General features: G+C 61.4%; 15 protein-coding genes. 10 read left to right on the top strand and 5 right to left on the bottom strand.

All coding sequences use genetic code 11. From position 1 onward, the window contains the following. Positions 1-165: 165 nt before the first annotated feature. The 10 genes from HY795_06610 to HY795_06565 all read left to right on the top strand — a co-directional run bounded on the left by HY795_06610 (position 166) and on the right by HY795_06565 (position 17,812). Complete coding sequence (locus HY795_06610; protein MBI4804889.1) at positions 166-2,733, top strand: PAS domain S-box protein; 2,568 nt, start codon at positions 166-168, stop codon at positions 2,731-2,733. A 125-nt stretch (positions 2,734-2,858) separates the two neighbouring features. After that, positions 2,859-5,555 (top strand): PAS domain S-box protein, encoded by a 2,697-nt coding sequence (locus HY795_06605; GenBank protein MBI4804888.1) that lies wholly within the window; start codon positions 2,859-2,861, stop codon positions 5,553-5,555. Between the two features lie 184 nt (positions 5,556-5,739). After that, entirely contained in the window at positions 5,740-8,385 is a 2,646-nt protein-coding gene (locus HY795_06600) for a PAS domain S-box protein (protein MBI4804887.1), read from the top strand. Continuing rightward, positions 8,369-9,103: a 1-acyl-sn-glycerol-3-phosphate acyltransferase gene (locus HY795_06595; protein MBI4804886.1), complete on the top strand. Its 735-nt coding sequence runs from the start codon at positions 8,369-8,371 to the stop codon at positions 9,101-9,103. Before HY795_06600 ends, HY795_06595 begins: the two co-directional genes overlap by 17 nt. A gap of 238 nt (positions 9,104-9,341) precedes the next feature. Continuing rightward, positions 9,342-10,646 (top strand): radical SAM/SPASM family putative metalloenzyme maturase, encoded by a 1,305-nt coding sequence (locus tag HY795_06590; GenBank protein MBI4804885.1) that lies wholly within the window; start codon positions 9,342-9,344, stop codon positions 10,644-10,646. A gap of 284 nt (positions 10,647-10,930) precedes the next feature. Further along, on the top strand, positions 10,931-11,188 hold the full coding sequence (locus tag HY795_06585; protein ID MBI4804884.1) for a hypothetical protein: 258 nt from the start codon (positions 10,931-10,933) through the stop codon (positions 11,186-11,188). A 220-nt stretch (positions 11,189-11,408) separates the two neighbouring features. Continuing rightward, complete coding sequence (locus HY795_06580; GenBank protein ID MBI4804883.1) at positions 11,409-12,866, top strand: TolC family protein; 1,458 nt, start codon at positions 11,409-11,411, stop codon at positions 12,864-12,866. 11 nt (positions 12,867-12,877) lie between these two features. After that, the gene (locus tag HY795_06575) at positions 12,878-13,294 is read left to right on the top strand and encodes a hypothetical protein (GenBank protein ID MBI4804882.1); all 417 of its coding nucleotides are present in this window, start codon (positions 12,878-12,880) and stop codon (positions 13,292-13,294) included. A 33-nt stretch (positions 13,295-13,327) separates the two neighbouring features. Beyond that, complete coding sequence (locus HY795_06570) at positions 13,328-14,611, top strand: efflux RND transporter periplasmic adaptor subunit (GenBank protein MBI4804881.1); 1,284 nt, start codon at positions 13,328-13,330, stop codon at positions 14,609-14,611. An 18-nt stretch (positions 14,612-14,629) separates the two neighbouring features. Further along, entirely contained in the window at positions 14,630-17,812 is a 3,183-nt protein-coding gene (locus HY795_06565) for an efflux RND transporter permease subunit (protein ID MBI4804880.1), read from the top strand. Positions 17,813-17,906: 94 nt separating this feature from the next. On the opposite strand, the gene HY795_06560 is transcribed toward HY795_06565, so the two are convergent. The 5 genes from HY795_06560 to HY795_06540 form a co-directional block, all read right to left on the bottom strand. Then, positions 17,907-18,710, bottom strand: coding sequence for a transporter substrate-binding domain-containing protein (locus HY795_06560; GenBank protein ID MBI4804879.1), 804 nt, complete (start codon positions 18,708-18,710; stop codon positions 17,907-17,909). Between the two features lie 359 nt (positions 18,711-19,069). Then, positions 19,070-19,615: a type 1 glutamine amidotransferase gene (locus tag HY795_06555; GenBank protein ID MBI4804878.1), complete on the bottom strand. Its 546-nt coding sequence runs from the start codon at positions 19,613-19,615 to the stop codon at positions 19,070-19,072. Positions 19,616-19,665: 50 nt separating this feature from the next. After that, on the bottom strand, positions 19,666-20,994 hold the full coding sequence (locus tag HY795_06550) for a methyl-accepting chemotaxis protein (GenBank protein MBI4804877.1): 1,329 nt from the start codon (positions 20,992-20,994) through the stop codon (positions 19,666-19,668). Positions 20,995-21,785: 791 nt separating this feature from the next. Beyond that, positions 21,786-24,116: an EAL domain-containing protein gene (locus HY795_06545; protein MBI4804876.1), complete on the bottom strand. Its 2,331-nt coding sequence runs from the start codon at positions 24,114-24,116 to the stop codon at positions 21,786-21,788. Next, positions 24,113-25,423, bottom strand: a complete 1,311-nt coding sequence (locus HY795_06540; protein MBI4804875.1) for an HDOD domain-containing protein — start codon at positions 25,421-25,423, stop codon at positions 24,113-24,115. Before HY795_06540 ends, HY795_06545 begins: the two co-directional genes overlap by 4 nt. Between the last annotated feature and the right edge of the window lie 178 nt (positions 25,424-25,601).

The raw sequence follows: 25,601 nt of genomic DNA, 5'->3' as shown, positions 1-25,601 counted from the left end.
TGGCTTCGTATCAGCTTTTTCTGTTCACAATTGCCGGAATCTGTTACTCGTCTTAGGCGCGTAGTTTCCCGCCGGGAGGGAACCACGGCCCGGCTTTTCGCCGCTGCGACAAAGAGACAAGGCGTTTGCGCAAACAACCTGTCTCACCCGGGGGATGAGCGGGACATGAATACCGGTACCGGGCCAGAAAACACTCAAAGCAGGCCACGCCTGTCCATACGCTTTAGGCTGGTCAGCCTCATCCTGGCCTGCGTGGTCCCCCTGGGAATCGCCGCCTGCCTTCTGGTGTACACCGTCTACCAGGAGAAACGACAGGACATCTCCCGGCACCTCCTGGAAACCACCCGCACCTTCTCCTTGCTCGTGGATCAGGAACAGAACGAGATCATTACCGCTCTGCACGTCCTGGCTACATCTCCCGCCCTGAATACCGCGGACTACGCCGGTTTTCACGCCCAGGCCCGGATGGTTCTGGCCAAGTACCCGGACGCGGACATCATCCTGGCCGACGCCACAGGGCAGCAGCTCGTCAATTCCTACCTCCCCCTGAAATCGCCCCTGCCCAAACGCCGCATGACTCCCCGTCTCATTGAGCTTTTCGCCAGCCGCAAGCAAAGCGTCAGCGGTCTGTTCAAGGGAACGGTCACCGGTCGCAATCTCGTGAGCGTGGACGTGCCCGTGATTCGAGACGGGCGGGTGGCCTACGATCTGGCCATGACCCTGCCCGTGGACAATCTTATCAAGGTTTTGGATCTTCCAAAGCTCCCGCCGGAGTGGACGGCCACAATCCTGGACGATAGCGGCGTGGTGGTTGCCCGAACTCTGGACCAGGAGAAATTCATCGGCAAACAGGCGGCCATGCCTGTGCTGGATAACCACAAGAAGTTAGCACCGGAAGGGGTTTTCCAGGCCATGAGCCTGGCCGGTTTTCCGGTGCTGGCCGGGTACAGCCAGTCGGCCGCATCCGGGTGGACCATGGTGGTCAGCGTGCCCGAAGCCGTCGTGATGCGCGACCTGTGGCGGTGGCTGTCCTGGGCGCTTGGCGGCACTGTTCTTCTGGGAAGCCTCGGGGTCTTCATCGCGCTACGTCTTGGCAACAAGATCGCAACATCCGTAAAGACCTTGAGCGCTCAGGCCACGGCTATGGGCATTGGTGGAACTGCGCAGGCCGGCCCAATTGAATTCAAGGAGGCCGGCGAAGTGGCCCAATCGCTCGCCAAGGCAAAGGAGCTTCTCGCACAGCGTGAGGACGCCCTGCGCGAGAGCAAAGCCGAGGCCGAGAGACGCGCGACCCTCTTGAACGCCACGCTGGATTCCATTGCCGAGGGGCTCATCGTCCTTGGGCCGGACAGATCGGTGGTGCGCCTGAACTCCTTCGCCTCGCAAGCCTTCCCCTTCCTGCGCGAAGGGTTTGTGATTTCCGACGAGAAGTGGCCCACCTACATGTCGGTAACCACTGAAGACGGCCTCCCGGTTATGCCGAAGAACATCCCGGGATTTCGGGCCCTGGCCGGGGAGACCGTCACTGGCGAGGTGCTGCGCTTCAAGTACCCGGGCAGCCTGGATTCCTGGGCCGCGGTGAACGCCGCGCCGATCCGGGACGCGGATGGGAGCATCCAGGGGGCCATCGTCACCTTCCAGGATATCACCGAACGCAAACGGATCCGGGAGGCCCTGCGCGAAACCCAGGAACGCTACCGCACCATCGTGCAGACCGCTTCCGAGGGTATCTGGGTGCTGGACGAAAACGGCCTCACCTCCTACGCCAACGCCACCATGGCCCAGATGCTGGGGTACCAGCCTGAGGACATCGTCGGCAAACCCCCGAACATCTTCCTGTTCCCCGAGGACCAAGAGGACCATGAGGACCGCAAACGCGAGCACCGCATGGGCATTTCCAGCCGGTATGAAAGGCGGCTGCGCAAAAAGGACGGCGGCGAGGCCTGGTTCATCGCCAGCACGGCCCCGCTGGTGGACGCTGAAGGGGAATACCAGGGCAGTTTCGCCATGTTCACGGACATCACCGACCGCAGACGGGCCGAGCAATTCCGCATCGATGTGGAGCGCATCATCCGCCACGACATAAAGGCGCCGCTGTCCGGGCTGCACTCATTGGCCCAGTACACCTTCGGCGAGAATGGTTTGGACGAGGAGATGAAGGCGGCGGTTCCAGGCATCCTGCACGCCGTGAGCCATGTGATAAAGCTCGTGGACTCCTCCGAGAAAATCATCCAGATGGAGCACGGCACCTACGAGCCGAAATCCGCCCACTTCAACCTGCGCGACGTGATGCAAGACGTGGTGATGTCTCTTCAGTCGCTCATCACGGCGCGCCGGGTAAGCCTCGTTCAGACGGGAATGCTGGATATCACCTCAGGTGCCGCCAAACCGGTACTGTACGGGGAGGAATTCCTCATCGAGGACATGCTCATAAACCTGGTGAAGAACGCTATCGAGGGCTCCCCCGAGAACCGCGCGGTCACCATTTCCTGCGACTGCTCGGACCGCGAACAGTACATCACCATACACAACCATGGCGTGGTGTCCGAAGAGGTCCGGGAGCGGTTTTTCGAAAAATACAGCACCGCGGGCAAAACCCACGGCAAAGGCCTTGGAACTTACAGCGCCCAGCTCATCGCCAAGGCCCACGGCGGACACATCGAGTTCACCTCGTCGGTGACGGATGGCACCACGGTCACGGTCATTCTTCCCGCTCCTTCCTCACAATCCTGACACGATGTCCGCCGGTCCGGTATTCGGCGTTGACGGAAATGTGTCTTCATGCAAATTACTTAAGAGTATCACCGCCCTGACTGTTACCGTGGCGGTCCTGCACTGCACCAATCCTAGGAGAGGTTGTGAGGGACCACGAGAAGACCAAAGAACAGCTCATCGCCGAGCTTCAAGACGCCCAAGCCCTGATCGCCGAGCTTTCGACCTGCGGCTTCGAGCAGGCCAGGACTGAGAGAGTGCTTCAGGCCCGGTCCCGCCTGATGCTTCTCTCCTCCACGTGCGCCCTTGAGAGGCTTCTGGTGGCCACCCTCGATGAAGCGGAGATGCTCACCGAGAGCCAGATAGGCTTTTTCCATTTTTTGAAGCGCGACCAGAAGACGCTGTCGCTCCAGGCCTGGTCCACCAACACCACCCGCACCATGTGCAAGGCCGAGGGCAAGGGCGCCCACTACAGCGTGGCCCAGGCCGGGGTCTGGACCGACTGCATCCACAAAGGCCAGGCCGTCATCCATAACGACTACCCTTCGCTGGCCCACAAGAAGGGCCTTCCGGCCGGGCACGCCCCCATCATCCGCGAACTGGTGGTGCCGGTGTTCCGCTTAAACAAGATCGTGGCCATCCTGGGAGTTGGCAACAAAGCCTGCGACTACACTGAAAACGACATCGAATCCGTTGCCCAACTAGCCGACCTGGCCTGGGACCTGGCCGAGCGCAAGCGGGCCGAGGAAGCGCTCAAGAAGGCTCACGACGGCCTGGAAAACCGGGTTGAGAAACGCACCAAGGCGCTCATACGGGCCAACAAGGCCCTGGACAAGGTGATCACCCAGCGCAAGTGGGCCGAGGAGGCGCTCAAAAAAAGCGAGAAGCGGTTCCGCGAGCTGGTGGAGGGCACGGACAACCTCGTCACCCAGGCGGACGCCAGCGGGCGCTTTCTCTACGTCAACCCGGCGGCCGCCAGGTCGTTCGGTCTTACGCCCGAAGAGTGCATGGGTCTTTCCGCCTTCGACTTCATCCACGAGGAGGACCGCGAGGCCACCTGGAACGCCTTCAAAGGCTGGGTGACGGACAGGCTCTCCCACGTGACCATCGAAAACCGTCACGTGTCGCAGCACGGGGAGGTGCGGCACATGTCCTGGACGGTTGAACTGCATTACGACGAGGAGGGAAACGTCTCCTCGGTGGACAGCATCGGCCGCGACACCACCGAGCACAAACGCCTGGAGGAAGCCCTCAAGGAGAACGAGGAGCGCTTCAGACTGCTTGTGGAGCTGGCTCCGGAAGCGATCATCGTGGACGACATCGACAGCCACCAGATCATCGTGGCGAACAAGAACGCGCTTTCTCTGTTCGCCACCAGCCGCGAGGACCTTCTGAAGAACGGGGTTTTCCGGTTCTACGCGGACAAGCAGCCGGATGGCAGGCCAAAGGAGGAAACCATCCAGCGAAACGTCATGAAGATCAAGGCCGGGGAAGCCGTTCGCGTGGAGCGGGCCATCCGCAACGCGGCCGGCCAGGATCTTCTGTGCGAGGTCTGGCTGGTGAAGCTTGTCATGAACGGCAGGGAGACCGTGCGTTCCAGCTGGACCGACATCACCGAACGCAAGCGTGTGGAGCGGGATCTGGCCAGGCACCGCGCGCTCCTGCACTCCATAATCGAAGGGACGACTGACGCCGTTTTCGCCAAGGACCTGGAGGGGCGCTACCTTCTGGCCAACTCGGAAGTGGGCAGGATGGTGGGCAAGCCCGTGGAGGAGATCATCGGGCGCAAGGACACCGACCACTTTTCCCCGGACGATGCGGCCAAGGTCATGGGCAGGGACCGTATAGTCAGGGGAACGGGCGCCACCCTGAACTACGAGGAAGTTCTCACCACCACGAGAGGCCACCGCAACCTTCTGTGCTTGAAGAGCCCCCTGCGCGACGAATCCGGAGAGATCACCGGCGTATTCGGCATCACCAGGGATATCACCGAGCTCAAGCGCATGCAGGAAGTGCTGGTGCAGACCGAGAAGATGATGTCCGTGGGCGGTTTGGCCGCTGGCATGGCCCACGAGATCAACAATCCGCTCTCGGGAATTCTCCAGGGCACGCAGGTGCTGCTGGGGCGCGTGAAAAAGGATACGCAGCGCAACAGGGCCGTGGCCAAAGAGGCGGGCACCAGCCTGGAGACCATCCAGGACTACATGCAAAGGCGCGGCCTTCTGCCAATAATCGAGAGCATGCGAGAATCAGCCGAACGCGCGGCCAGGATCGTGCAGGGCATGTTAAGCTTCAGCCGCCAGCAGGATTCGAACACCGAACTCGAGGACGTGGCCGAGCTTCTGGACAAGGCGCTGGCCCTGTGTGAAAGCGACTACGACCTCTCCAAAAAGTATGATTTCAGGCACATAGCCATCACTCGCGACTACCAGCCGGGTATCGCTCCTGTGCGCTGCTCGGCCAGCCTGGTGGAGCAGGTGGTGATGAATATCCTTCGAAACGCGGCCCAGGCCATGGCGGCCGAGGGCTCAGGCTCACACGCCCCTGCCATCACCCTTGCCACCTGGCAGGAAGGCCCGCACGTGGTCATCTCCATTGCGGACAACGGTCCGGGCATGGACGAATCCACCCGAAAAAGGGTTTTCGAACCGTTTTTCACCACGAAAAAACCCGGCACTGGCACCGGGCTCGGGCTGTCGGTGTCCTATTTCATCGTCACCGACAACCTGGGGGGCACCATCGAGGTGGACTCCGCTCCCGGCCGGGGCACGCGGTTCGTCATCAGGCTGCCCCACGCGCGGACTTCGGGGAGCAGAGATCGCACAAAGGCCCCAGCAAGCTGAAGGCCCTGCTTTACGAACGCCCGTGTCTTTAAAGCCGCGCCCGCATGCATTCCCGGCTGGACTCACAGCCGAACCAAGTATACATATTTTAAAACTTGTCCCAGGTTCATGGGTGCTTACGCTGGACATGCCCTCTGGCAGGGACTCCGGTTTGCCTTAAGTACGAAACTTTTGGAGCAAGGTGATGAGTAACGCTCGCCCGGGTCCCAAAGATCCGAATGGTTCAAGCTCCCTGCCTCGAAGAGGAAAAATCAACCTCGCGCATGACGCCCCGGACGTGTCCTCCATGAACCTCGCCCAGGCCCGGCCACTGGTCCAGGAACTTCTTAAACGCCAGGCCGAACTGGAGCGGGAGAACGCTCAGTTGCGTCAGGCGCTTTGCGAACGCTCCGCTACATCCCCCGCTACAAGCAGGGAACAGGCCGGAACCTCCTTCGGACTGACCGAGGATCGTTACCGCTCCCTGGTGGAAGACCAGGTGGAGCTTATAAGCCTCTTCGCCCCGGACGGAACGTTCCTCTACGTCAACGACGGGTATTGCCGTTTTTTCGGCAGGTCCAAGGAGGAACTCATCGGCGCGAAGTGGCAGCCCATACCTCTTGAAGAGGACCTGGAGGCCATACAGAAGCAGTTGGCCAGGCTTTCGCCCCATAATCCCGTAGTTCACATCGAAAACCGTATCCGCGACGCCCACGGAAACATCCGCTGGATTCAGTTCTCCAACAGGGCCTTCTTCGCACAAGACGGAACGCTCACGGAAATCCAGTCCGTGGGCAGGGACGTCACCGAACGAAAGCTTTTGGAAGAGACCCTGTTCGAAAGCCAGGAGCGGCTGCAAATGGCCATAGAGACAGCCAATTTGGGTTTCTTCGACTGGAACACCCGCACCGGAGAGACCTATTTCTCCCCCCAATGGAAAATGCAGCTGGGCTACACCGATGAGGAGATTTCCAACAGCCTGGAGGAGTTCGAAAAACGCCTGCACCCCGACGATCGCGAACTGATGTGGGGGCACGTTGGCGCCTTCCTGGAGCAACCCTACCCTGATTATCAGATCGAGTTCAGGATGCGCCACCGAAACGGCTCCTACCGGACCATATTCACCCGCGCGGTGCTCGTGGAGGACGACACCGGGGCGCGCTGCCGCATGATTGGCACCCACCTGGACATCACCGAACGAAAAGAGCTGGAGAAGGAACTGGTCCGGGTCCTGGAAGAGGCCCAGCAGCGCACCGCAGAGCTGGAATCGATCATGGAGCAGGCGCCCGTGGCCATCTGGATATCCTCCGGCCGCGACGCCAGCCGCATCGTTGGCAACCCGGCCGCCTATGAACTCCTGCGCATGCCCCCAGGTTCAAACTTCTCCAAAACAGCCCCAAGCCGGGAAGCGCCCACCCATTACCGGGAAATGCGCGACGGACGCCCCTTGAGGCCGGAAGAGCTGCCGGCCCAGCGCGCCGCGGCCGAGGGCATCGCCATCAAGGACTTCGTCTTGGATATCCATTTCGACGACGGCACCGTGAAGCACGTCACGGGCAATGCCGCTCCCCTGAGAAATCCGCATGGTGAGATCATCGGGTCGGTGGGCATGCTCCTGGACGCCACGGAGCTCAAACTCGCGGAAAACGCCTTGAAAAAGGCCAAGGAAGAGGCCGAGATAGCCAACAGGGCCAAGAGCGAGTTTTTGGCCAACATGAGCCACGAGATCCGCACCCCCCTAAACGGCGTGCTCGGCATGACCGACCTGGCGCTCATGAAGGACATCCCCCAGAACGCCCGCGAATACCTCCAGATCGTCAAGCAGTCCGGCAAGGCGCTTCTGGAGATCATAAACGACATCCTGGACCTCTCGAAGATCGAGTCCGGAAAGGTCGTTCTCGAGGACAAGCCGTTCAATCTGCGCGAGAGCCTGGAATCGATGTTCATGTCCTTTCTGGTGAGCGCCCGCGCCAAGGGACTGAGCTTCCACAAATCCATCGACTTAAGCGTTCCCGACCACCTTTTGGGCGACTGCGGGCGGCTTCGGCAGGTGCTGACCAACCTCATAGGCAACGCCATCAAGTTCTCGGACACGGGAACGGTGAGGGTGTCTGTGGCTTTGGACGGCCAGCCCGACACGCCAGGGGCCGTGCGCCTGTTCTTCACGGTCAGCGACGAGGGCATCGGCATCGACGGGGACAGGCTTATGGACGTGTTCGAGCCCTTCGACCAGGCCGGGCTCTCCAGCCACGCCAAGTATGGGGGAACCGGGCTTGGGCTGTCCATTTCCAGGAAGCTGGTGGAAATGATGGGCGGGGACATCTGGGCCGAGAGCGTGGTGGGAGCTGGGTCAACCTTCTCGTTCACCGCCCGCTTCGGCCTGGCCGAGTCTTTGCCGCACGCTCGCCCCAGGGCCGTGCCCGGCGCCCCGGCCGAATCCGGCCAGCTGCGCATCCTCCTGGCCGAGGACGATCTCATAAACCGCCTCTACGCGGGCGAGCTTCTCGAACAGCTGGGGCATCAGGTCACCGTTGCCCAGAACGGATTCGAAGCCATAGAGAAGCTCAGGGCCACGGACTTCGACCTTGTGCTCATGGATGTGCGCATGCCGGGAATGAACGGCCACGAGGCCCTGGCCGCCATCCGACAGGGCGAGGCCGGCCCGGACAAGGCCCAAATAACGGTGGTGGCCCTGACCGCCTACGCCTTGAAAAGCGACCGTGAACGCCTTCTGGAGGAAGGCATGGACGACTACCTGTCCAAACCCATAGACAACGAGGAACTGGACCGGGTGCTGGCCAAGGCCATGGCCCGGCGCAATCGGGGCGCAGGTGATGGTATACATCCATAAGGCGCTGTTTTTTCTCTTCGTTCTTCCCCTCATGGGCGTGGTCAGCTTCCTGTGCCTGCTGACGGCCTGGATCGGCGAAAACTCCATCGTCGCCCACACAATCGCCCGGCATGGTTCCAGCTTCCTCCTTTATTTGTCAGGGGTGCGCGTGCATGCGGACCTCTCCCGGCTCGATCCCCGGGCGACATACGCCTTCATGGCCAACCATTCGAGCCAGTTCGACATCGTTGTCCTGTTCGCAACATTAAACCGCTGGAACGTTCGCTTCGTGGCCAAGGAAAGCCTGGCCAGGGTTTTCCTCTTCGGGCACGCCCTTAAGCGGATGGGGCACATCCCCATCGCGCGCGAGAACTCCCGCAAGGCCATGAAGGCCATCGACCAAGCGGCCGACGCCTGCGGGCGCGGCATGTCCGTGGTCATCTTTCCGGAGGGGACCCGTTCGTCAGCAGGCGACAAACTTGGGGATTTCAGGATCGGCGGCATGATCATGGCTCTTAAATGCAATGTTCCCGTGGCCCCGGTAATACTCACAGGAACGGAACGCATCATGCCCCGGGGGGCCTTCCTGCCCACCCCGGGGGAAGTGCGCGTGGAAGCTTTGGAACCGTTTGACCCTTCCGAAAAGTTCACCATGCGAGAGCGCGAAGAGTTCCGGGCCTGGTTTTGGAACCTCATGGACAGCGCCTACCAGGAGCGCAAAAACCAGGCTCAGAGGTGAGCTGGGCTCACCACCCAAGAGGTCTGGCCACGCGCCCAATAATCCTCCGTCCTCCTTGCTTCCCCCCATTTTACACAGGCAGCCCGGCAAGCAAGAGCCATATCCGTCCCTTCCGGCCCAGCGGGTCGCTCCCCCGATTGACTCGCCACCTTCAGGCAAATAAACTCAAAAGAGCTTGGCCCGTAAGGGTTTCCGCATCCAAGGACTTCGCGTGAACGTATCCGCACCGCCCCGAACCATGCCCGCACCCACGGACTCCCCTTCCCGCCTCTTCGTGGAAGTCACCTCCCGGTGCAACCTGCACTGCCCCATGTGCGTCAAGCACTCCGGCAGCGCAGACCCACGCGAGGGCGACATGTCCCCCGAGACCTTCGGCGCCCTGAAGCCCGCCTTCCCGCACCTTCAGGCCCTTATCTTAAGCGGCATCGGGGAGCCGCTCATGCATGCCGGGCTGGAGGGATTCATCCGGGAAGCCAAGGAGGCCATGCCCGCCGGAAGCTGGGTGGGCTTCCAGACCAACGGCCACCTGCTGGACACGGCCCGGGCCATGTCGCTCATCGATGCCGGGCTGGACCGGATTTTTCTGTCTGTTGATTCCACCTCCCCGGAGATGTTCACGTCCTTTCGGGGCGGCGGCAACCTGAACCATGTGGAACGGGCGCTTATCGCCTTGAGCGAAGCCAAGCGCGAACACCCGGACGCGGCGCTTCTCCTGGGGGCCCAGTTCGTGCTCATGCGAGACAACTTACGCGAGCTTCCGGCCACGGTTGCCTGGCTGGCCGAGCGTGGAGTTACCCGCCTTATCGTCTCCCACATCCTGCCCTACGACCAGTCCATGGCGGACCAGCCTGTTTTCGGGGTGAACACCGGGCCCTCGGTGGCCTTCTACGACCAGTGGGCCGAACGGGCGCGCCAGGAAGACATCGACATCACCCAGTATTTCCAGGTGCTCTGGAAATACAACAAGAGCCACGAGGACCAGCGCATAGTGGATTTCGTGAAAACCATGTCCGACCATGCCCTCCAGGCGGACATCCCCTTCCACATCGGCAACCTGCTCTCAAGCGACGATCTGCAGCAGGCCGAGTCCGTGTTTGGCAGGGCTCAGGCCGTGGCCGATGACAAGGGCCTTTCACTGGTGCTGCCGCCGCTTCGGCCCGTAAGCGGCCGGGCCTGCCTGGCCGTGGAGCAGGGAGGGGCCTTCGTTACCTGGGACGGCCGGGTCTCCCCTTGCCATTTTTTGTGGCGAAGCTTCAGCTGTTACTTTTTCGGGAACGCAAAGCGGGTTTCGCCGCGCTTTTTCGGCGACCTCTCCAGCGCATCGCTCGAAGAGATCTGGAACAGCCCGGCATACAGGAAGTTCAGGGCAGAAGTTCTGGAATGCGGCTATCCCCACTGCCCCGGCTGCAACGTCTACCCCTGCGACGACATCGAAACCACGGACTTCGAGTACGACTGCTACGGCGAGACCATACCCTGCGGGGACTGCCTGTGGAGCATGGGCCTCTTGCAGTGCATGGGCCAGGAACACGACGCCAGGTGACCGGTAACCCCGGCCTGATTGAATCAGAGAAAACCGTGCGATTTGTTTTGACCCCGGCCAGGCGGGCACAGGCCGCTTCCCCCCCTTGAGCTCCCCTTTCGAAAACCCCGCAATCCTCATCTTTTCCTTGCACTTCCGGTGCAGTGTGCAGCCAACTTGTGCAGCCCTTTGCACACGGCCGCGCGAACTGATTTTGGCAACACTCTGAATTAAAACGATTATTCTGTTGGTTCGATTCCTGCTTGCACCGCCCGCAAAGTGGAGTAAAAAAGGAGAGTATCATCATGAAGAAATTCACCGCGTCCGCCCTGTTCATCCTGGTTATGGCCTTCTCGTCCCTGGCCTTTGCCCAGACCACCACATCCGGGAGCTTCTTCTCCCGCATGCCCATGTTTGCCTTCTGGGGCAGCCAGACAACCGTGACCGTTCCGGCCACCCAGACAACCGCGACAACCCAGTCTGGCCAGGCCAATGCCAACACGTCGCTTCAGGATTTCTGGTCGCTCATGCCCATGTTTCAGTTTCTGAACCTTTCGCAATAGCCAGGGCATGGGTTTCAAATGGCGGGGTAACCCGTTGTTGCAGCAATGGCCGGTACAGCGTGGAGCGATATTTCGTTGGCTAAATCTCGATTCTCATCGCTTCACAAAGGCGATCGGCACGCGCATTTAGATAATTTATGCCGTCAGCGTTGCAAAAGAGTATGGAAGCAATTAAGGATTATAAGAATCTCCCTGGCCTCACTCCAACTCGGGACGTACCATGAGCATACCCGTCCGCCGGTTAAGGCGATCATCATCGGTCTTGGCTCTTCTTTTCTCCTGCTGCGTCGTAACCGTACTCGCCACAGGCGGCCCCGTCAGTGCCCAGGCCCTGGACCTCCCCGCCCTGGTGGCCGAAGCGCTCCAGCAGAACCCGGAGCTTTCGGCCGCCCAGGCCAGGGTGACCTCAGCCCGGCACCGCATTCCCCAGGCAAAGGCTCTGCCCGACCCCTCCATATCGGCCGGGTATACCAACGTGGGCTTAAGCTCCTACACCTTCGGCAAGTACGACGACGCCCAGTGGGCCTTCAGCGCCTCCCAGACGATTCCCTTCCCGGGAAAGCTCATCCAGAAGGGCAAGGTGGCCGAGAAGGAGAGCGAGACCCTTAGCCTGCAGCTTCTGGCGCTCAAGCTGGCCACGGTGGCCCGGGTGAAGGAGCTCTACTACGACCTGTTCGTGGCCCACCGCACCATGGAGATTCTGGCGGAAAAGGCCAAGCTCCTGGAGCAGGTGGAAAAGGCCGCCCTGTCCCGGTACGCCTCCACCATGGGCGGCCAGGGCGAGGCCGTGATGGCCCAGACCGAGAAATACATGCTCATGGAAAAGGTGGAGATGGTCCGCCAGAGGCTAAACACCCTGGAGGGGATGCTGAACGCCACCCTTGGCCGGGACGTGAAATCGCCGCTCGGCAAACCGGGCGAGCCCTCCAAGGCACCCTACAAGAAGAGCCTGGACGACCTCCTGGTGAAGGCCGCCTTCGATTCGCCCGAGAACAAGGCCCGCATGAAGAAGGTGGAGAAGGCCGAGGCCAGGGTGTCGCAGGCCAAGGCGGAGTTCGTGCCGGACGTCACCCTCTCCGCCGGGTACGGCCAGAAAGGCTACAGGGCCAACCAGGAACCCTACATGACCGTCGGAGAGGGAATCGACATCACCGGGACGCCCGGCTACCGCCAGCGCTGGATCGACATGTGGAGCGCCAGCGTCTCCATGACCGTGCCCATCTTCTTTTTCATGAAACAGGCCGAGGGGCTCAAGGAGTCCAGGTCCGACCTGTCTGAATCCAAGTACGACCTGGAGGCGAGCAAGAACATGATCGCCTCCTCCATCCGGGAGAACTACTCCATGCTCCAATCCGCGGAGCGCCTGAGCGAACTCATCTCCACCGGAACGCTCCCCAAGGTCCGCCAGGATTTCCAGCTGGCCATGGCCGGGTACGCGGGCGGAAAGGGAGACATCTACGCCGTGGTGGGAAGGCTCAAGAGCCTTTTGGACTACGAGGCCCAGTACTGGGCCCAGCTGGCCGAGAAACAGAAGGCCGTGGCCCGCCTGGAGAGCCTGGCCGGAATAACCGACGGGCTCACCCTTCCCAAGTCCCCCGATTCCGTCAACGGCACCGGAAACGGCGGGCACAAGGACGCCATGGCCGGCCAGCAGCACGCCAAATCAAACCAGCAGTGAGGTTTTTCATTATGGGCAAAAAAGTTGTTTTTTCGATAGCGGCAGCCCTGCTCCTTTCCCTTGGAGGCTTGGCCCAGGCCCAGATGTCCCACGGGCACGGGTCCGGTTCCGGGCATGGCCACCAGATGACCCCGGAACAGATGAAGAAGATGACTCCCGATGAAATTCGCAAGATGACCCCGGAGGAAATACGCAAGATGCCTCCGGACCTCATGAAGCACATGACCCCGGACCAGATCCGCCAGATGACGCCCGAACAGATGAAGCAGATGACTCCGGAGCAGATGAAGCTCATGAGCCCCGAGCAGATGAAGGCCATGCCTGCCGATCATGGTGCGCACGGGTCGCATGGGGCGCAGGAGGTCAAGCCCGGCGAGATGAAGGAAATGACCCCGGAACAGTTGCAGAAGATGAACCAGGGCCAATAGCTTAGCCTCAAACATTCAGAACGGAGAGACGTCATGCGGGCTTTGGCCATGACAGCGAGAATGGTGTTTACTGTAATGGGACTGGCGGCAGGCCTGCTTGTTGTCCTGGCGTTGTCCCACCCGGCCCTGGCCCAATCCGGTGCCGACCACTCCGCCCACCAGGCTGCGCCGCCTGCGACCAAGCCCGCGCCGTCCGCTGACCACTCCGGGCACGGGGCTCCAGCCGTCCAGTCAGCTGCCCCGGCGGGAGGCCATGCCGGGCACGGGGCCGCTCCGGCCGGGACCATGCCCCCCATGGCCATGATCACCCCGGAGCAGGCCAGGCTCATAGGCGTCACCACGGCCCAGGCCACGCAAAGGCCCTTCAAGGTGTTCATCCGGGCCACGGGCCGGGTGGCCGCGGACGAAACCAAGCTGGCCACCGTGACCACCAAGACCGAGGGCTTCATCGAGCGCCTGCTGGTGAACCACACCGGCCAGGAGGTCAAAAAGGGCCAGACCCTGCTGGAGCTCTACAGCCCGGAGGTCTACGCCGTACAGCTCGAATACCTGAACATGCTGCGCTGGCAGAATACCGCCGTGAAGACCCCGGAGGGTTCCACCGGGGAATACGCAGGCCTTGTGTCCGCAGACAGCCGGGATCTGCTGGCGGCAGCCAGGCAGCGCCTGGCGCTTCTGGACGCCGGGGGCCTGGCCTCGCACCTGGAGAAGACCGGAAAGCCTTCCAGAACCTACGCCATCGCCAGCCCGGTGACCGGCTACGTGATCTCCCGGCAGGCCACCCAGGGCATGCGGGTGATGCCGGGCGAGAAGCTCTACGACCTGGCCGACCTGAGCACGGTCTGGGTGCTGGCCGACGTGTACGAGGAGAACCTGCCCTACTTCCGCGAAGGCCAGACCGCGCTCATCACCCTGACCGGCGTGGGCGGGCCGCCCCTTACCGCCAAGGTGGCCCAGATCTATCCGGTTATCGCGGGCGACACCCGCACCGTCCGGGTGCGCTTCGTGCTGCCCAACCCCAAGGGGCAATTAAAGCCCGAGATGTACGCCGAGATCCAGATGGGGTCCGACCTGGGCAACCGCCTGAGCGTGCCCGAGTCGGCCATCATCGACACGGGACTGCGCAAGGTGGTCTACTTCGAATCAAGCCCCAACAATTTCGAGCCCCGCGACGTGGTGACCGGCCTGCGCTCCGGGGGCTTCGTGGAGATCGTTTCCGGTATTTCCCAGGGGGCCACGGTGGCCGCTTCGGCCAACTTCCTCCTGGATGCGGACACCCGCCTCAAAAGCTCTGGCGGCACCGGGCACCAGCACTAGCGCCCGTCGGACACCACCATGCTCATCCAGAACATCATCGGTTTTTCCGGCCGCAACAGGCTCATAATCATCCTCATGTGCGCGGTGCTCGGCGCCTGGGGCGCTTGGGCCATGCGAAACGCTCCGCTGGATGCCATCCCGGACCTCTCGGACCCCCAGGTGATCATCTACACCGAGTGGGCCGGGCGAAGCCCGGACCTGGTGGAAGACCAAGTCACCTACCCCATCGTCACCTCGCTTCTGGCCGCCCCCGGGGTTACGGCCGTGCGCGGTTTCTCGTTTCTGGGGTCCTCTTTCATCTACGTTATCTTCAAGGAAGGCACGGACATCTACTGGGCGCGCTCACGCGTGCTGGAATATCTGCAGTCGGTACGGGCCAAGATTCCGGCCGACGTGAACCCGGTGCTTGGCCCGGACGCCACAAGCCTTGGCTGGGGCTTCTCCTACGCATTGGTGGACAAGTCCGGAAAGCTCGACCTGGCCAAACTTCGCTCCCTGCAGGACTGGAACGTGAAGCTGGCCCTGGAGAGCGTGCCCGGCGTGTCCGAGGTGGCATCGCTCGGCGGCTATGTGAAGCAGTACCAGATCACCGTTGATCCTGGCCGGCTCTTCACCTACGGCCTGGCCCTGCAGAAGGTGCTGGAGGCGGTGCGCTTAAGCAACAACGACGTGGAGGGCCGGGTCATCGAGATGTCCGGGGCCGAGTACATGGTGCGCGGCCGGGGCTACGTGAAGGGCACCGCGGACCTGGAGAATGTGGCCGTGGGCACGGACAACCGGGGAACACCCATATTCTTAAAGGACGTGGCCTCGGTGACCCTCGGGCCGGAGATGCGCCGTGGCGTGGCGGACTTGAACGGTCAGGGCGAGGTGGCCGGAGGCATCGTGGTGGTGCGCTTCGGCGAGAACGTGCTCTCGGTTATCGACCGGGTGAAGGCCAAGATCGCCGAAATCGGGCCGTCCTTGCCCGAGGGCGTGACGCTTGAGGTGACGTATGACCGCTCGGACCTCATCCACCGGGCCATCTCCACGCTCACCGAGGAGATCATAAAGCTCACCATTGCGGTAAGCGCCGTGTGCGTGGTGTTTTTGTTCCATCTGCCGAGCGCCCTGGTGATAGTCCTCACCCTGCCCCTGGCCATCGTCATCTCGTTCATCTGCATGTATTACATGGGGGTCACCTCCAACATCATGAGCCTGTCCGGCATCGCCATCGCCATCGGGGCCATGGTGGACGCGGCCATCATCATGGTGGAGAACGCCCACAAGAAGCTTGAGGACTGGGAACACGCAGGCCAGCCCGGCTCGCGCGCCCAGGTGATAATCGAGGCGGCCCAGGAAGTCGGGCCTTCGCTCTTTTTCTCGCTCCTGGTTATTACCGTGGGCTTTCTGCCCGTGTTCACCCTGCAGGGCCAGGCCGGGCGGCTCTTCAAGCCTCTTGCTTACACCAAGACCTTCGCCATGCTCTTCTCCGCCTTTCTGGCCATCACCCTGACCCCCATGCTCATGACGCTCTTTATTAGGGGCAAGGTGCGCCCGGAGGACAAGAACCCCTTAAGCCACGTCCTGCGGGCGCTCTACCATCCCGTGGTGGTCGTGGCCCTGCGCTTCAAGAAGGGCGTGATCTTCGTGGCCGTGGTCATCATGGCCGTGTCCGTGTGGCCGCTCATGCGCCTGGGCTCGGAGTTCATGCCGCCACTCTACGAGGGCACGCTCTTCTACATGCCCGTGACCATGCCCGGCATCGCCATTTCCGAGGCTTCCAGAATCCTTAAGCTGCAGGACTCAATCATCGCCGAAGTGCCCGAGGTGGCCCAGGTGTTCGGCAAGGCCGGGCGGGCAGGAACAGCCACGGACCCGGCGCCCCTGGAGATGTTCGAGACGGTCATAAACCTGAAGCCCGAGTCCCAGTGGCGTCCGGGCATGACCGTGGATAAATTAAAGGACGACTTGAACAATCGCCTCAACATCCCGGGCGTGGTGAACGCCTTCACCATGCCCATCAAGGCCCGGGTGGACATGCTCTCCACCGGCATCCGCACCCCGGTGGGCATAAAGATCCTGGGGCCGGACCTTTCTGTCATAGAAAAAATCGGCACCCAGCTCGAAGGCGTGGTGAAAACCGTGCCCCACACCCTGTCCGTGTTCGCGGACAAGGTGAACACCGGCTACTACCTGGACATCCGGGTCAAACGCCTGGCCATCGCCCGCTACGGCCTTACCGTGGCCGAAGTGCAGGACATAATCGAGTCGGCCGTGGGGGGGAGAAACCTCACCACCACCATCGAAGGCCGGGAGCGCTACCCCGTGAACGTGCGCTACCCGCGCGACCTGCGCCAGGACATCGACACCATAAAGGCCATGCTGGTGCCGGTGGGGGCCCCGGGCGAACAGGGGCAATCGAAGATGGGCTCGCAACCGGCGCCCCGCAGGATCCTGCAGGTGCCGCTGGGCGAACTGGCGGACATAAAAGTCACTAACGGCCCCTCCATGATAAAGAGCGAGGGCGGGCTGCCAACGGCCTACGTGTACATCGACTTCACCGGCACCGACGTGGGCGGCTACGTGGACAGCGTCAAAAAGGCCGTGGCCGCCAACGTGCAACTGCCCGCAGGCTACCGGCTGGTGTGGAGCGGCGAATACGAGAACATGGTCAGCACCCACGAGCGGCTCACCATGGTCATCCCGCTGACCATCTTCATCATCTTCCTGCTCATCTACTTCAACACAAAATCGCTTCCGGCCACCTGCATCGTGCTGCTGGCCGTGCCCTTCTCCCTGGTTGGCTCGTTCTGGCTTCTGTACCTGTTGGGCTACAACTTGAGCATCGCGGTGTGGGTGGGGATCATCGCTTTGGCTGGCCTGGACGCGGAAACCGGCGTGGTGATGCTTCTGTACCTGCAGCTGGCGCATAAGGAGTGGCAGGACAAGGGGCTCATGAGAACCCGCGAGGACCTAAATGATGCCGTGATGCACGGGGCCGTGAAGCGCATACGCCCGAAGATCATGACCGTGGCCGTCATCCTGGCCGGTCTTCTGCCCGTGATGTTCGCCACAGGCGCAGGCTCGGACGTGATGAAGCGCATCGCCGCGCCCATGATCGGCGGCGTGGTGACCTCAACCATCCTGGAGCTTGTGCTCTACCCGGCCATCTTCGCTTTGTGGAAAGGCCGGGAGCTGCCGGGATATTCAGTGAAATAATTGAATAATACCCTGACGAACAACATATTGGGAGAGCGGTCCGGGGTTTCTTGGAAACTTGGCTCACCAAAGCCAGGCCGCCTTGGCCCTTCTTTCAATCGGGCAGCGCTCTCTCCACCTCGTAGCCGTAGCGCTCCAGCAACCGCGCCAGTTCTCCATTCGAGCGCATCACGCTCAGGCCTTTTTCAAAGGCCTCCATCTTTTCCTGCACATCCGTCCCATTGCTGGAGAACATCAGATAGAAGCCGATCGTGCTGATCGGCGGCAATTGCATTTCAACGGACCTGTTCAGTTCGGGGAACTCCGTGTTGAGCAGATACGCGCCATTATAGCGCTCGCTGGTCATGAAATCGATCCGCCCGGCATCGAGCTTCAAGAGGTTCTGCTCGAACGTGTTTCCGGGTTCGACATGATAGCCCGGGGCGGCGCCGTCGAGCGGCGAACCGGTGATTCCTCCCCGCAAGGTTCCGATTGTATAGGGTTTTGCGTCCTCCAGCCCACCGTATACCACGGGCAGATTCCGCCTTTTGATCAGGACATAATTCGTATTGAGCACCGGCTGGCCGAACCGGAACCAGGTTTCTCTTTCCTTGAGATGGATGGAAGGCCAGACGGCGTCCACAAGGCCAGCCTTACCCAGTTCATAGGCGCGGGCCCAAGGGTAGAAGCGAATCTCCACCGAGTAGCCCTGGCTCTCCATTATCCTCTTGAAGAGTTCGCGGCTAAAGGACGGCATGGAGCCGTCCTCCACGCTGTGCGGCGGCATGTTGATCGTGCCGATAACCAGTGTGTTCTTGGGCGTTTGCGCCCTGGCTTCGCCCACGGCAAGTGCAAACGCCAACACGAAAACGACCATGAGCAATCGATGGGAGAGCGCCATGGTTTTACCCTTCAACACGGTTCAAGGCCTCCAGAGCCGTTCCGTGAACAGACGGCTCTCCAGTGAGCCGATGCGCCGTGAACGGAAGCAACACGTTATTCAATAGCGGCAGCCGTAAAAACGGTCCGGTATCCACTAGCATCGATGATGATCCTTGAACAACTAATCCTGCCGGAACATGCGTCAATCCGGACATTAATACATATCAGGGCCGCATCGCCCCATCAAGGCTTCGTTCAAATATGCCAGTTCATCGCTCTGGGTGTGGGGATTTGGTTCCGGGAAAGCCGGCGCGGGGCATGGGCTGAAAGGCGAAGCGGCCCTTGGTGGTTTTCCAAGCGGTGGTGACCGTTGAGGCGCGGCGTGCGGGAAAGGCGTCAGGCCTTGGGGTGGGCGCTGGTCATCCAATCGATGATGGCCGCGCAGAAGTCCGGAAGATCCGCCGGACGGCGGCTGCTTATCAGGTTGCGGTCCACCACCACGCTTGCGTCCGCCCAGATGGCTCCCGCGTTCTCCAGGTCATCCTTGAGGGCGATGCACCCCGTGCACCGAAAGCCTTTGACGATCTTGGCGGAGATGGGAACCCAGCCGGCGTGGCAGATGAACGCCACCAGCTTTCCCGCATCGAAGAAAGCCTTGGTGAGGGCGAGGGCCTTGGCGTCGCGCCGGATGATGTCCGGGGCGAAGCCGCCGGGGATGATAAGCGCGTCGAAATCCTCGGCCCGCATGTTCGCCAGGGCGTCGTCGGCAATGCACGGATAGCCGTTTTTTCCTTTGTAGTCGCGGCGCAAGGGGTCGATACCGGCGACAACCACCTCGGCTCCGGCCTCCAGCATGCGAAGCTTGGGGTACCAGAGTTCAAGGTCTTCATAGGTGTCCGCCACCTGGATGAGAATCCGCTTGCCTGCGAGCTGCTTGTGCATTGCCTGGTCTCCTTCCTGTGAATCCCCGCCCTACCGTACAAGACAGGCCGCTAACCCGGAAGCCTCATCTGCTCCACCAGGGAGCGCAACACGTTGGACTGGCTGGCCAGGTCGTTCACGGCCTGGGCGGACCGGGACATGGCATCCGCCGTCTCGGATGATATGCGGTGGATTTCCTCGATGTTACGGTTGATCTCTTCGCTGGTGGCCGACTGCTGCTCGCTGGCCGTGGCGATGGAGCGGATCTGATCCGTGGAGACCTCCACCAGGTGGACGATCTCGCCGAGCGCTTCGCCGCTCTTGACGGCCAGGGCCGTGGCCTGCTCGACATTTTCCACCGCCAGCTTGACGTTCTCCAGGTTCGTCTTGGTTCCGGATTGGATGCCGCTCACGGCGTCGCCGACCTCCTTGGTGGCGGTCATGGTCTTCTCGGCCAGCTTGCGGACCTCGTCGGCCACCACCGCGAACCCGCGTCCGGCTTCACCCGCCCGGGCTGCCTCGATGGCCGCGTTCAAGGCCAGAAGATTGGTCTGGTCCGCTATGTCGGAGATGACGTTCATGATGCGGCCTATGCCTTCGGCCTGAAGCCCCAGGCTGCCCATGTCTTCCTGAAGGCGCATAGAGACCCGCTGCAAGGCCGAGATGCCGTCCACCACCTTCGTGACCACCTGGGAGCCTTCACCGGCCTTCGTGCGGGCGGCCTCGGCGGATTCGACAGCCAGGGAGGCGTTCTGGGCGACTTCGAGCACCGTGGCGTTCATCTCGCTCATTGCCGTGGCGGTCTCGGCCACGCGGGCCGACTGCACGGCCGCGCCCTGGCTGGCCAACTCCACCTGGGAATGGAGCTCCTCGGAAGCCTCCTTCACCACGCCGACGATCTTTTCAAGCTCCATGGCCGTCTGGCTGATGCTCTGGGCGGCGCGTTCGGCTTCTGCTTTGGCCGCGTGAGCCCCGTCCGAGGCATCCTTTGCCCGCTTGGACTCCGCGTCCGCCTGGGCGGCCTTGGAGTGCGCGTCGGCGATCTGGTCGTTTAAGGCCTTGAGCATTGAGCGCAATCCATCGGCCAGCTGGCCGAAATCGTCGCGCCGGGTGATCTTAAGCTGCTCGTCCAGCTTGCCGCCGGCCACTGCATTGGAAAAGTGGACCAGTTTGCGAAGCGGCCGTACCGAATCCCAGGCCACATGGATGCCGGTGAAGAAGGCAAGACCAGCGCCAAGGACCATGCTGGCCAGCGTGACCCACAGCATGTTGTTCGACTTGTCGTGGGCGATGCGCGCCTCGGTGTCCACGTCGCTGTTCACGGTTTTCACGAGGCTCGTCAGCAGCTCCTGGGTCTTCCCAAGGCTCTCGCGGCAAATACCGAAAGCCAGCTCAGTCATCTTTGCCCGGTTGTTTTCCTTCACTGCCGCCAGATACTGGGCATTGGCGCTCTGCACGGCGGCAAAGGACTGCTTTAGGGGCTCCCACTGCTTCTGAACCGAGGCCTCCGGGGCCAGCTTGTTAAGCTCGGCCATTGCCTTGGCGTTATTCTCGCTGGCGTCCTGGGCCCGCTTGAGCTGTTCCGCCGCGACATTCTTGTCCAGGTCTGGGACGAGGAGGGTCCGCTGGGAAATAACGAGTTCATCAACGGATTGCTGGAGAGAGTGCAGGTTCTTCAGGGTTGGCATTTTCACAAGGCCCATCACCTGGGCGTGGCCTCCCAGGTTCTGGACCGAATAAACGCCGATTCCGCCGACAACGAGGCATATGAAGGCCATCAAGCTGAAACCGCCGACCAGCTTCACGCCAACTTTCATGTGGCGTAGAATGTCAATCTTTGGTGCGCCTTTGTTTGCTGGGTCAGAAGTCCACATGGCTTACTCCGATTGTTCAATTGTTCACTATCAGAAATAACTATAGGTTATACAATATCGTAAAAATCTGTCAATGGCTTCCTGGCCGCTCATTTTCCACACAGAAAAGCCACTGTTGTTCACGGTTAACATACCGTTTTATTGTTGGATATTTGTCAGAGAGATCGAACAGGCGACCGGCAGGCGGAAAGCATGCTATGCTGAAAAGATGCGCAATGGCGTTTTGCTATATCGCCAATGAGAGCGTCCGGCAGGGAGAAATCCGAAAGGGGGAATTGATCAATCAGGGTATACCGGCAAGGGGGAGCGCCGCCCCCTCACATGTCGGCCATGTGGGACACCACCTTCTCGGCCGGCAGGGGGCGTGACATGAGATACCCCTGCCCGGTGGTGCAGCCCAGTTCCACGAGCGAATCGCGCTGGGAAATGTTCTCTATGCCTTCAGCCACCACCTGCATGCCCAGGCTGCCGCCCAGGGCCAGGATGGAGCGGACGATGGCCGTGCTCTCCATGCTTTTGCCGCCAGACAGGTTGAAGATGAAGCTCTTGTCGATCTTTAAGGTGTCGATGGGGAACTTCTGCAGGTGCGACAGGGAGGAATAGCCTGTCCCGAAATCGTCCAGGAAGATGCCCACACCCAGCTGCTTTAAGTGGCGCAGGATGGCCAGCGCGTTGTCCGGGTCCTGCATGACCATGGATTCGGTGATTTCTAAGTTTATGAGCTCCGGCGGGATGTCGTTGGCCGCAAGGATGCCCTTGATCTCCGCCACCAGATCGGGGTTGGAGAGCTGGCGGGCCGAGAGGTTGATGGACAGGTAGAGCCCCTTGGACTGCTCGGGGAACTGGGCCCGCCACCGGCTGAAGTCCGTGCAGGCCTTGTGCAGAACGAACGCGCCCAGTTCAAGGATCAGCCCGGTCTTCTCGGCCAGGGGGATGAACACGTCCGGTCCGATGGGGCCTAACTTGGAGTGGGTCCAGCGGGCCAGCACCTCGAACCCGCGCAACGTGTGCTCGGGGATGGAGAAGATGGGCTGGTACACCACCGAGAACTCGTTGTGGTCGAACCCGTAGTGCAGGTCGTGCTCCATTTCCGTAACGCGTATCACGCTCTCGTGCATGGACTCCTTGTACACTTCGACCCTGCGCCCGCCGAATCCCTTGGCCGCGTACATGGCGATGTCCGCGTCGCGCAGGATGTCCTCGGGATTGGTGTACTTGGCGATGTCCTCCACCACTCCGATGCTCACCGACGTGTACACCACCCTGCCCAGGATGTTGAACGGCTTTTCAATTTCAACCACTATGCGCTCGACTATGGCCGTGTAGTCTTCGTCCCTGGCGATGTCTTCGATCATGATGGTGAATTCGTCGCCGCCCAGGCGCGAGAGGATGTCCGATTCGCGCAGGCAGCGCGAGATGCGCTTGCTGAGTTCCACCAAGAGCCTGTCGCCAAGCAGGTGGCCGTGGGCGTCGTTGATCTGCTTGAACCGGTCCATGTCCATGAGCAGCACACAGGAGCGAGTCTGGGTGTTGCGCTTGCTGCGAGACATGGCCCAGGAGAGCCGCTCGAAAAAGAGCACCCGGTTGGGCAGGCCGGTCAGGGCGTCGTGCAGGGCCAGGTGGGAGAGCTGGTCGTCATAGGCCTTGCGCTCGGTGATGTCGTGGGAGGTGCCCAGAACCCCTATCACTCTGCCCTGCCCGTCGTGCATGGGAACCCGGTTGGTCTCCAGCCAGCGCGTGCTCGTGTCCGCCAGGGTGACGGGCTCCTGGATGTCCAGCTCGCAACGGTTTTCCCGGATCACCCGCTTGTCGGACGCCTGGAAGCGGGCCGCCTCCTCGGGCTTGAAGGGGAGATCCTGGTCAGTTTTGCCGATAACGCCTGAGGGATCGCCATAGCCAACGCTGGCGGCGAAGTTCTTGTTGCAGCCAAGGTAGCAGAGGTCCGTGCCCTTCCAGAAGACGCTTTGCGGAATGTTGTCCATGACCAGGTTCAGCATCCGCTGCGACTGCACAAGCGAAGACTCGGTCTTCTTTCGGAGCGCCACTTCCTTTCGCAGGTTGGTTATCTTTTTCTTGAGCTTCGTATTGGCCTGGCGCAGCATCTTGTAGAGCTCGTAGCTTTCCAGAAGGCTGGCCGTGGCGTTTAAGACTATTGTGAGGCTAAAGAGCGATATGTCCTGGATGTGCTTTCTGCGATTACCCACGTCGCCGATGTAAAGGCCCCTGATGCGCGACGTGGTGGCAACGCTGTGCAGAAGGTAGCTGCCGTTTCTTTTGGGCTTCACCTTGAACAGCGGGCCCTTGTTGTTCAGCACGTCCGGGATGGTGCCGTCGTCTATCAACCTGTCCAGTTCTCCCTTGAAAAAACCAGCATTCTCTGCTGGTTCACACAAGGCGAGAGGGAGGTCGGAGTCTTTGTCGGCAAGGAAGAAGGCGTAGCTGTCGAAGGTGATGAGCTCCTTCAACCGGGTGGTCGCGGCCTGAAGGATGGTCACGGGCGATTTGAAGGTGCTGACGCTGGCATTTAAGTTGTTCATGGAAGCTGCAACCTGCAGCGCCTCGAAGGTGTTCTTGGCCAGCCACTCCAGATGCTGGACGCGGCTTTTTATGAGCGTGCTCGCGCACTGGTCCAGGTGCTTTGCGCTCATAAGAGGAACAACCCCACTATCTCTTCCGTCTGCTGTTCGGCCATGGGCAGGATGGCCTTCAGGAGATTGAGCGACGGGGCGTGGCGGCCCAGACGCACGTGCAGGAGGGGCGGAAAGAGCCAGGCCCCGCTTGAGCCTATTTCCATGGCGCAAGCGACGTGGTCGGCCAGGTGCACGAAATCGCTCTCGTGGTGGTCCGCGGCCGAGGAATGCGAGTGGTGGAAGCGGATGGCGTTCACCAGGCTGGTGGGGAAATTCCACTGTTCGGCCAGGCGGGCCCCGATGTCGGCGTGGGTGAAGCCCCACACGGCCTTTTCGATTTCATAGGAGGGCTTGGCCAGTTGGCGGGAGGCCGAAAGCACCAGGGCGGCGTGCTTGGCATGGTCTTTTAGCATCACCAGCTTGCCGATGTCGTGGAGCATGCCGGCCAGAAAGAGCGAATCCTCAAGCTCCGGCTCCACCTGCAGCGCCAGAAGCTTGCAGACCACGCCGCAGCTTAAGGAATGCTTCCAGAAGAGCTCCATGTTGACAACGGACTGGGGGATGCCCTCGAACACGCTCATGATGGCGATGCCCGCGGCCAGCGAGGTGAGCTTCTTGGCGCCGAGGATAAGCAGCGCCCGGGCCGGGGTGTCGATCTTCTGGGTCTGGCCGTAGAACGGGGAGTTGACTATGCGCAGAAGTCTGGCGGTCAGGGCCGGGTCCTTGGCGATAACGTCGGCCAGGTAGGACACGGAGGACTTGGGGTCCTGCAAGGCCTTTATGATTTCGCGGAACACATGCGGCGGCGAAGCCAGCTGGGTGTTGCCGGAGATGATCCTGTCCGGGTCGAGGGCTGCCATTTTGGGCAGTTCGGCCGCTGCCACGCACTTGGCGAACGTGAGTTCCTTGAGCCTCACCTGCCCCGAGTCCACGCGCTCCTTGGTCTTGAGGAAATGGCGCCGCATGAGCAGCTTGTCGATGGGGCCGGGATTCTTGCTGAGCAGGAAACGGCACTGGGAATAGGCCAGGCAGGCCTTGTCCGACACGGAGATGTCGACCTTGGGCTCCTGGGGGGATGGTGAAGCCTGGGGGGCCTGGGGAGGCTGCTGCGCCTGGGAGGACTGGACGGTCCGGGGCTCTTCCTGCCCGGTTTCCGCGCCGTTCACCGGGGCCTCGTACACGCCCCAGGTCTTGAGAATCTTGATGTGCCGCTCTTCGAGCCTGGTCCCGGCCACCAGAAGCAGCCGCCCCTGCTTGGACTTGACGTCGGCTGAGAGAATCGAGCCGATCTGGAGTTCAGCGATGGGGACTGTAGACATTGGCATGGCCTCTTCCATGGGAACGTCTTTGCCGAATTTTCGGCGCCCATCGTGAATCTAATCGAGGAGTTGCCCAGCCTTTATCCATTATAGAATATGTTGGCAATAGGCATCGCGATCAAGCGCCCGCCTGGGTTCATAAGGGGGGCTAACTGTTGGCGGGGATACGGGGGGGCGGGGTTGA

This window comes from Desulfovibrio sp. (genome assembly GCA_016208105.1).
GTDB lineage: Bacteria > Desulfobacterota > Desulfovibrionia > Desulfovibrionales > Desulfovibrionaceae > Fundidesulfovibrio.
Note: the sequence above shows the minus strand (reverse complement) of the source record. Positions and strands in the feature narration are given on the sequence as shown.

Bases quoted from the DNA above. Each gene is read 5' to 3' on its own strand.
- HY795_06565 (MBI4804880.1), top strand. From the start codon at position 14,630: ATGCTCATCCAGAACATCATCGGTTTTTCCGGCCGCAACAGGCTCATA.
- HY795_06555 (MBI4804878.1), bottom strand. From the start codon at position 19,615: ATGCACAAGCAGCTCGCAGGCAAGCGGATTCTCATCCAGGTGGCGGAC.
- HY795_06610 (MBI4804889.1), top strand. From the start codon at position 166: ATGAATACCGGTACCGGGCCAGAAAACACTCAAAGCAGGCCACGCCTG.
- HY795_06580 (MBI4804883.1), top strand. From the start codon at position 11,409: ATGAGCATACCCGTCCGCCGGTTAAGGCGATCATCATCGGTCTTGGCT.
- HY795_06595 (MBI4804886.1), top strand. From the start codon at position 8,369: ATGGTATACATCCATAAGGCGCTGTTTTTTCTCTTCGTTCTTCCCCTC.
- HY795_06550 (MBI4804877.1), bottom strand. From the start codon at position 20,994: ATGACTGAGCTGGCTTTCGGTATTTGCCGCGAGAGCCTTGGGAAGACC.
- HY795_06590 (MBI4804885.1), top strand. From the start codon at position 9,342: ATGCCCGCACCCACGGACTCCCCTTCCCGCCTCTTCGTGGAAGTCACC.
- HY795_06570 (MBI4804881.1), top strand. From the start codon at position 13,328: ATGCGGGCTTTGGCCATGACAGCGAGAATGGTGTTTACTGTAATGGGA.
- HY795_06540 (MBI4804875.1), bottom strand. From the start codon at position 25,423: ATGCCAATGTCTACAGTCCCCATCGCTGAACTCCAGATCGGCTCGATT.
- HY795_06575 (MBI4804882.1), top strand. From the start codon at position 12,878: ATGGGCAAAAAAGTTGTTTTTTCGATAGCGGCAGCCCTGCTCCTTTCC.
- HY795_06585 (MBI4804884.1), top strand. From the start codon at position 10,931: ATGAAGAAATTCACCGCGTCCGCCCTGTTCATCCTGGTTATGGCCTTC.
- HY795_06545 (MBI4804876.1), bottom strand. From the start codon at position 24,116: ATGAGCGCAAAGCACCTGGACCAGTGCGCGAGCACGCTCATAAAAAGC.
- HY795_06600 (MBI4804887.1), top strand. From the start codon at position 5,740: ATGAGTAACGCTCGCCCGGGTCCCAAAGATCCGAATGGTTCAAGCTCC.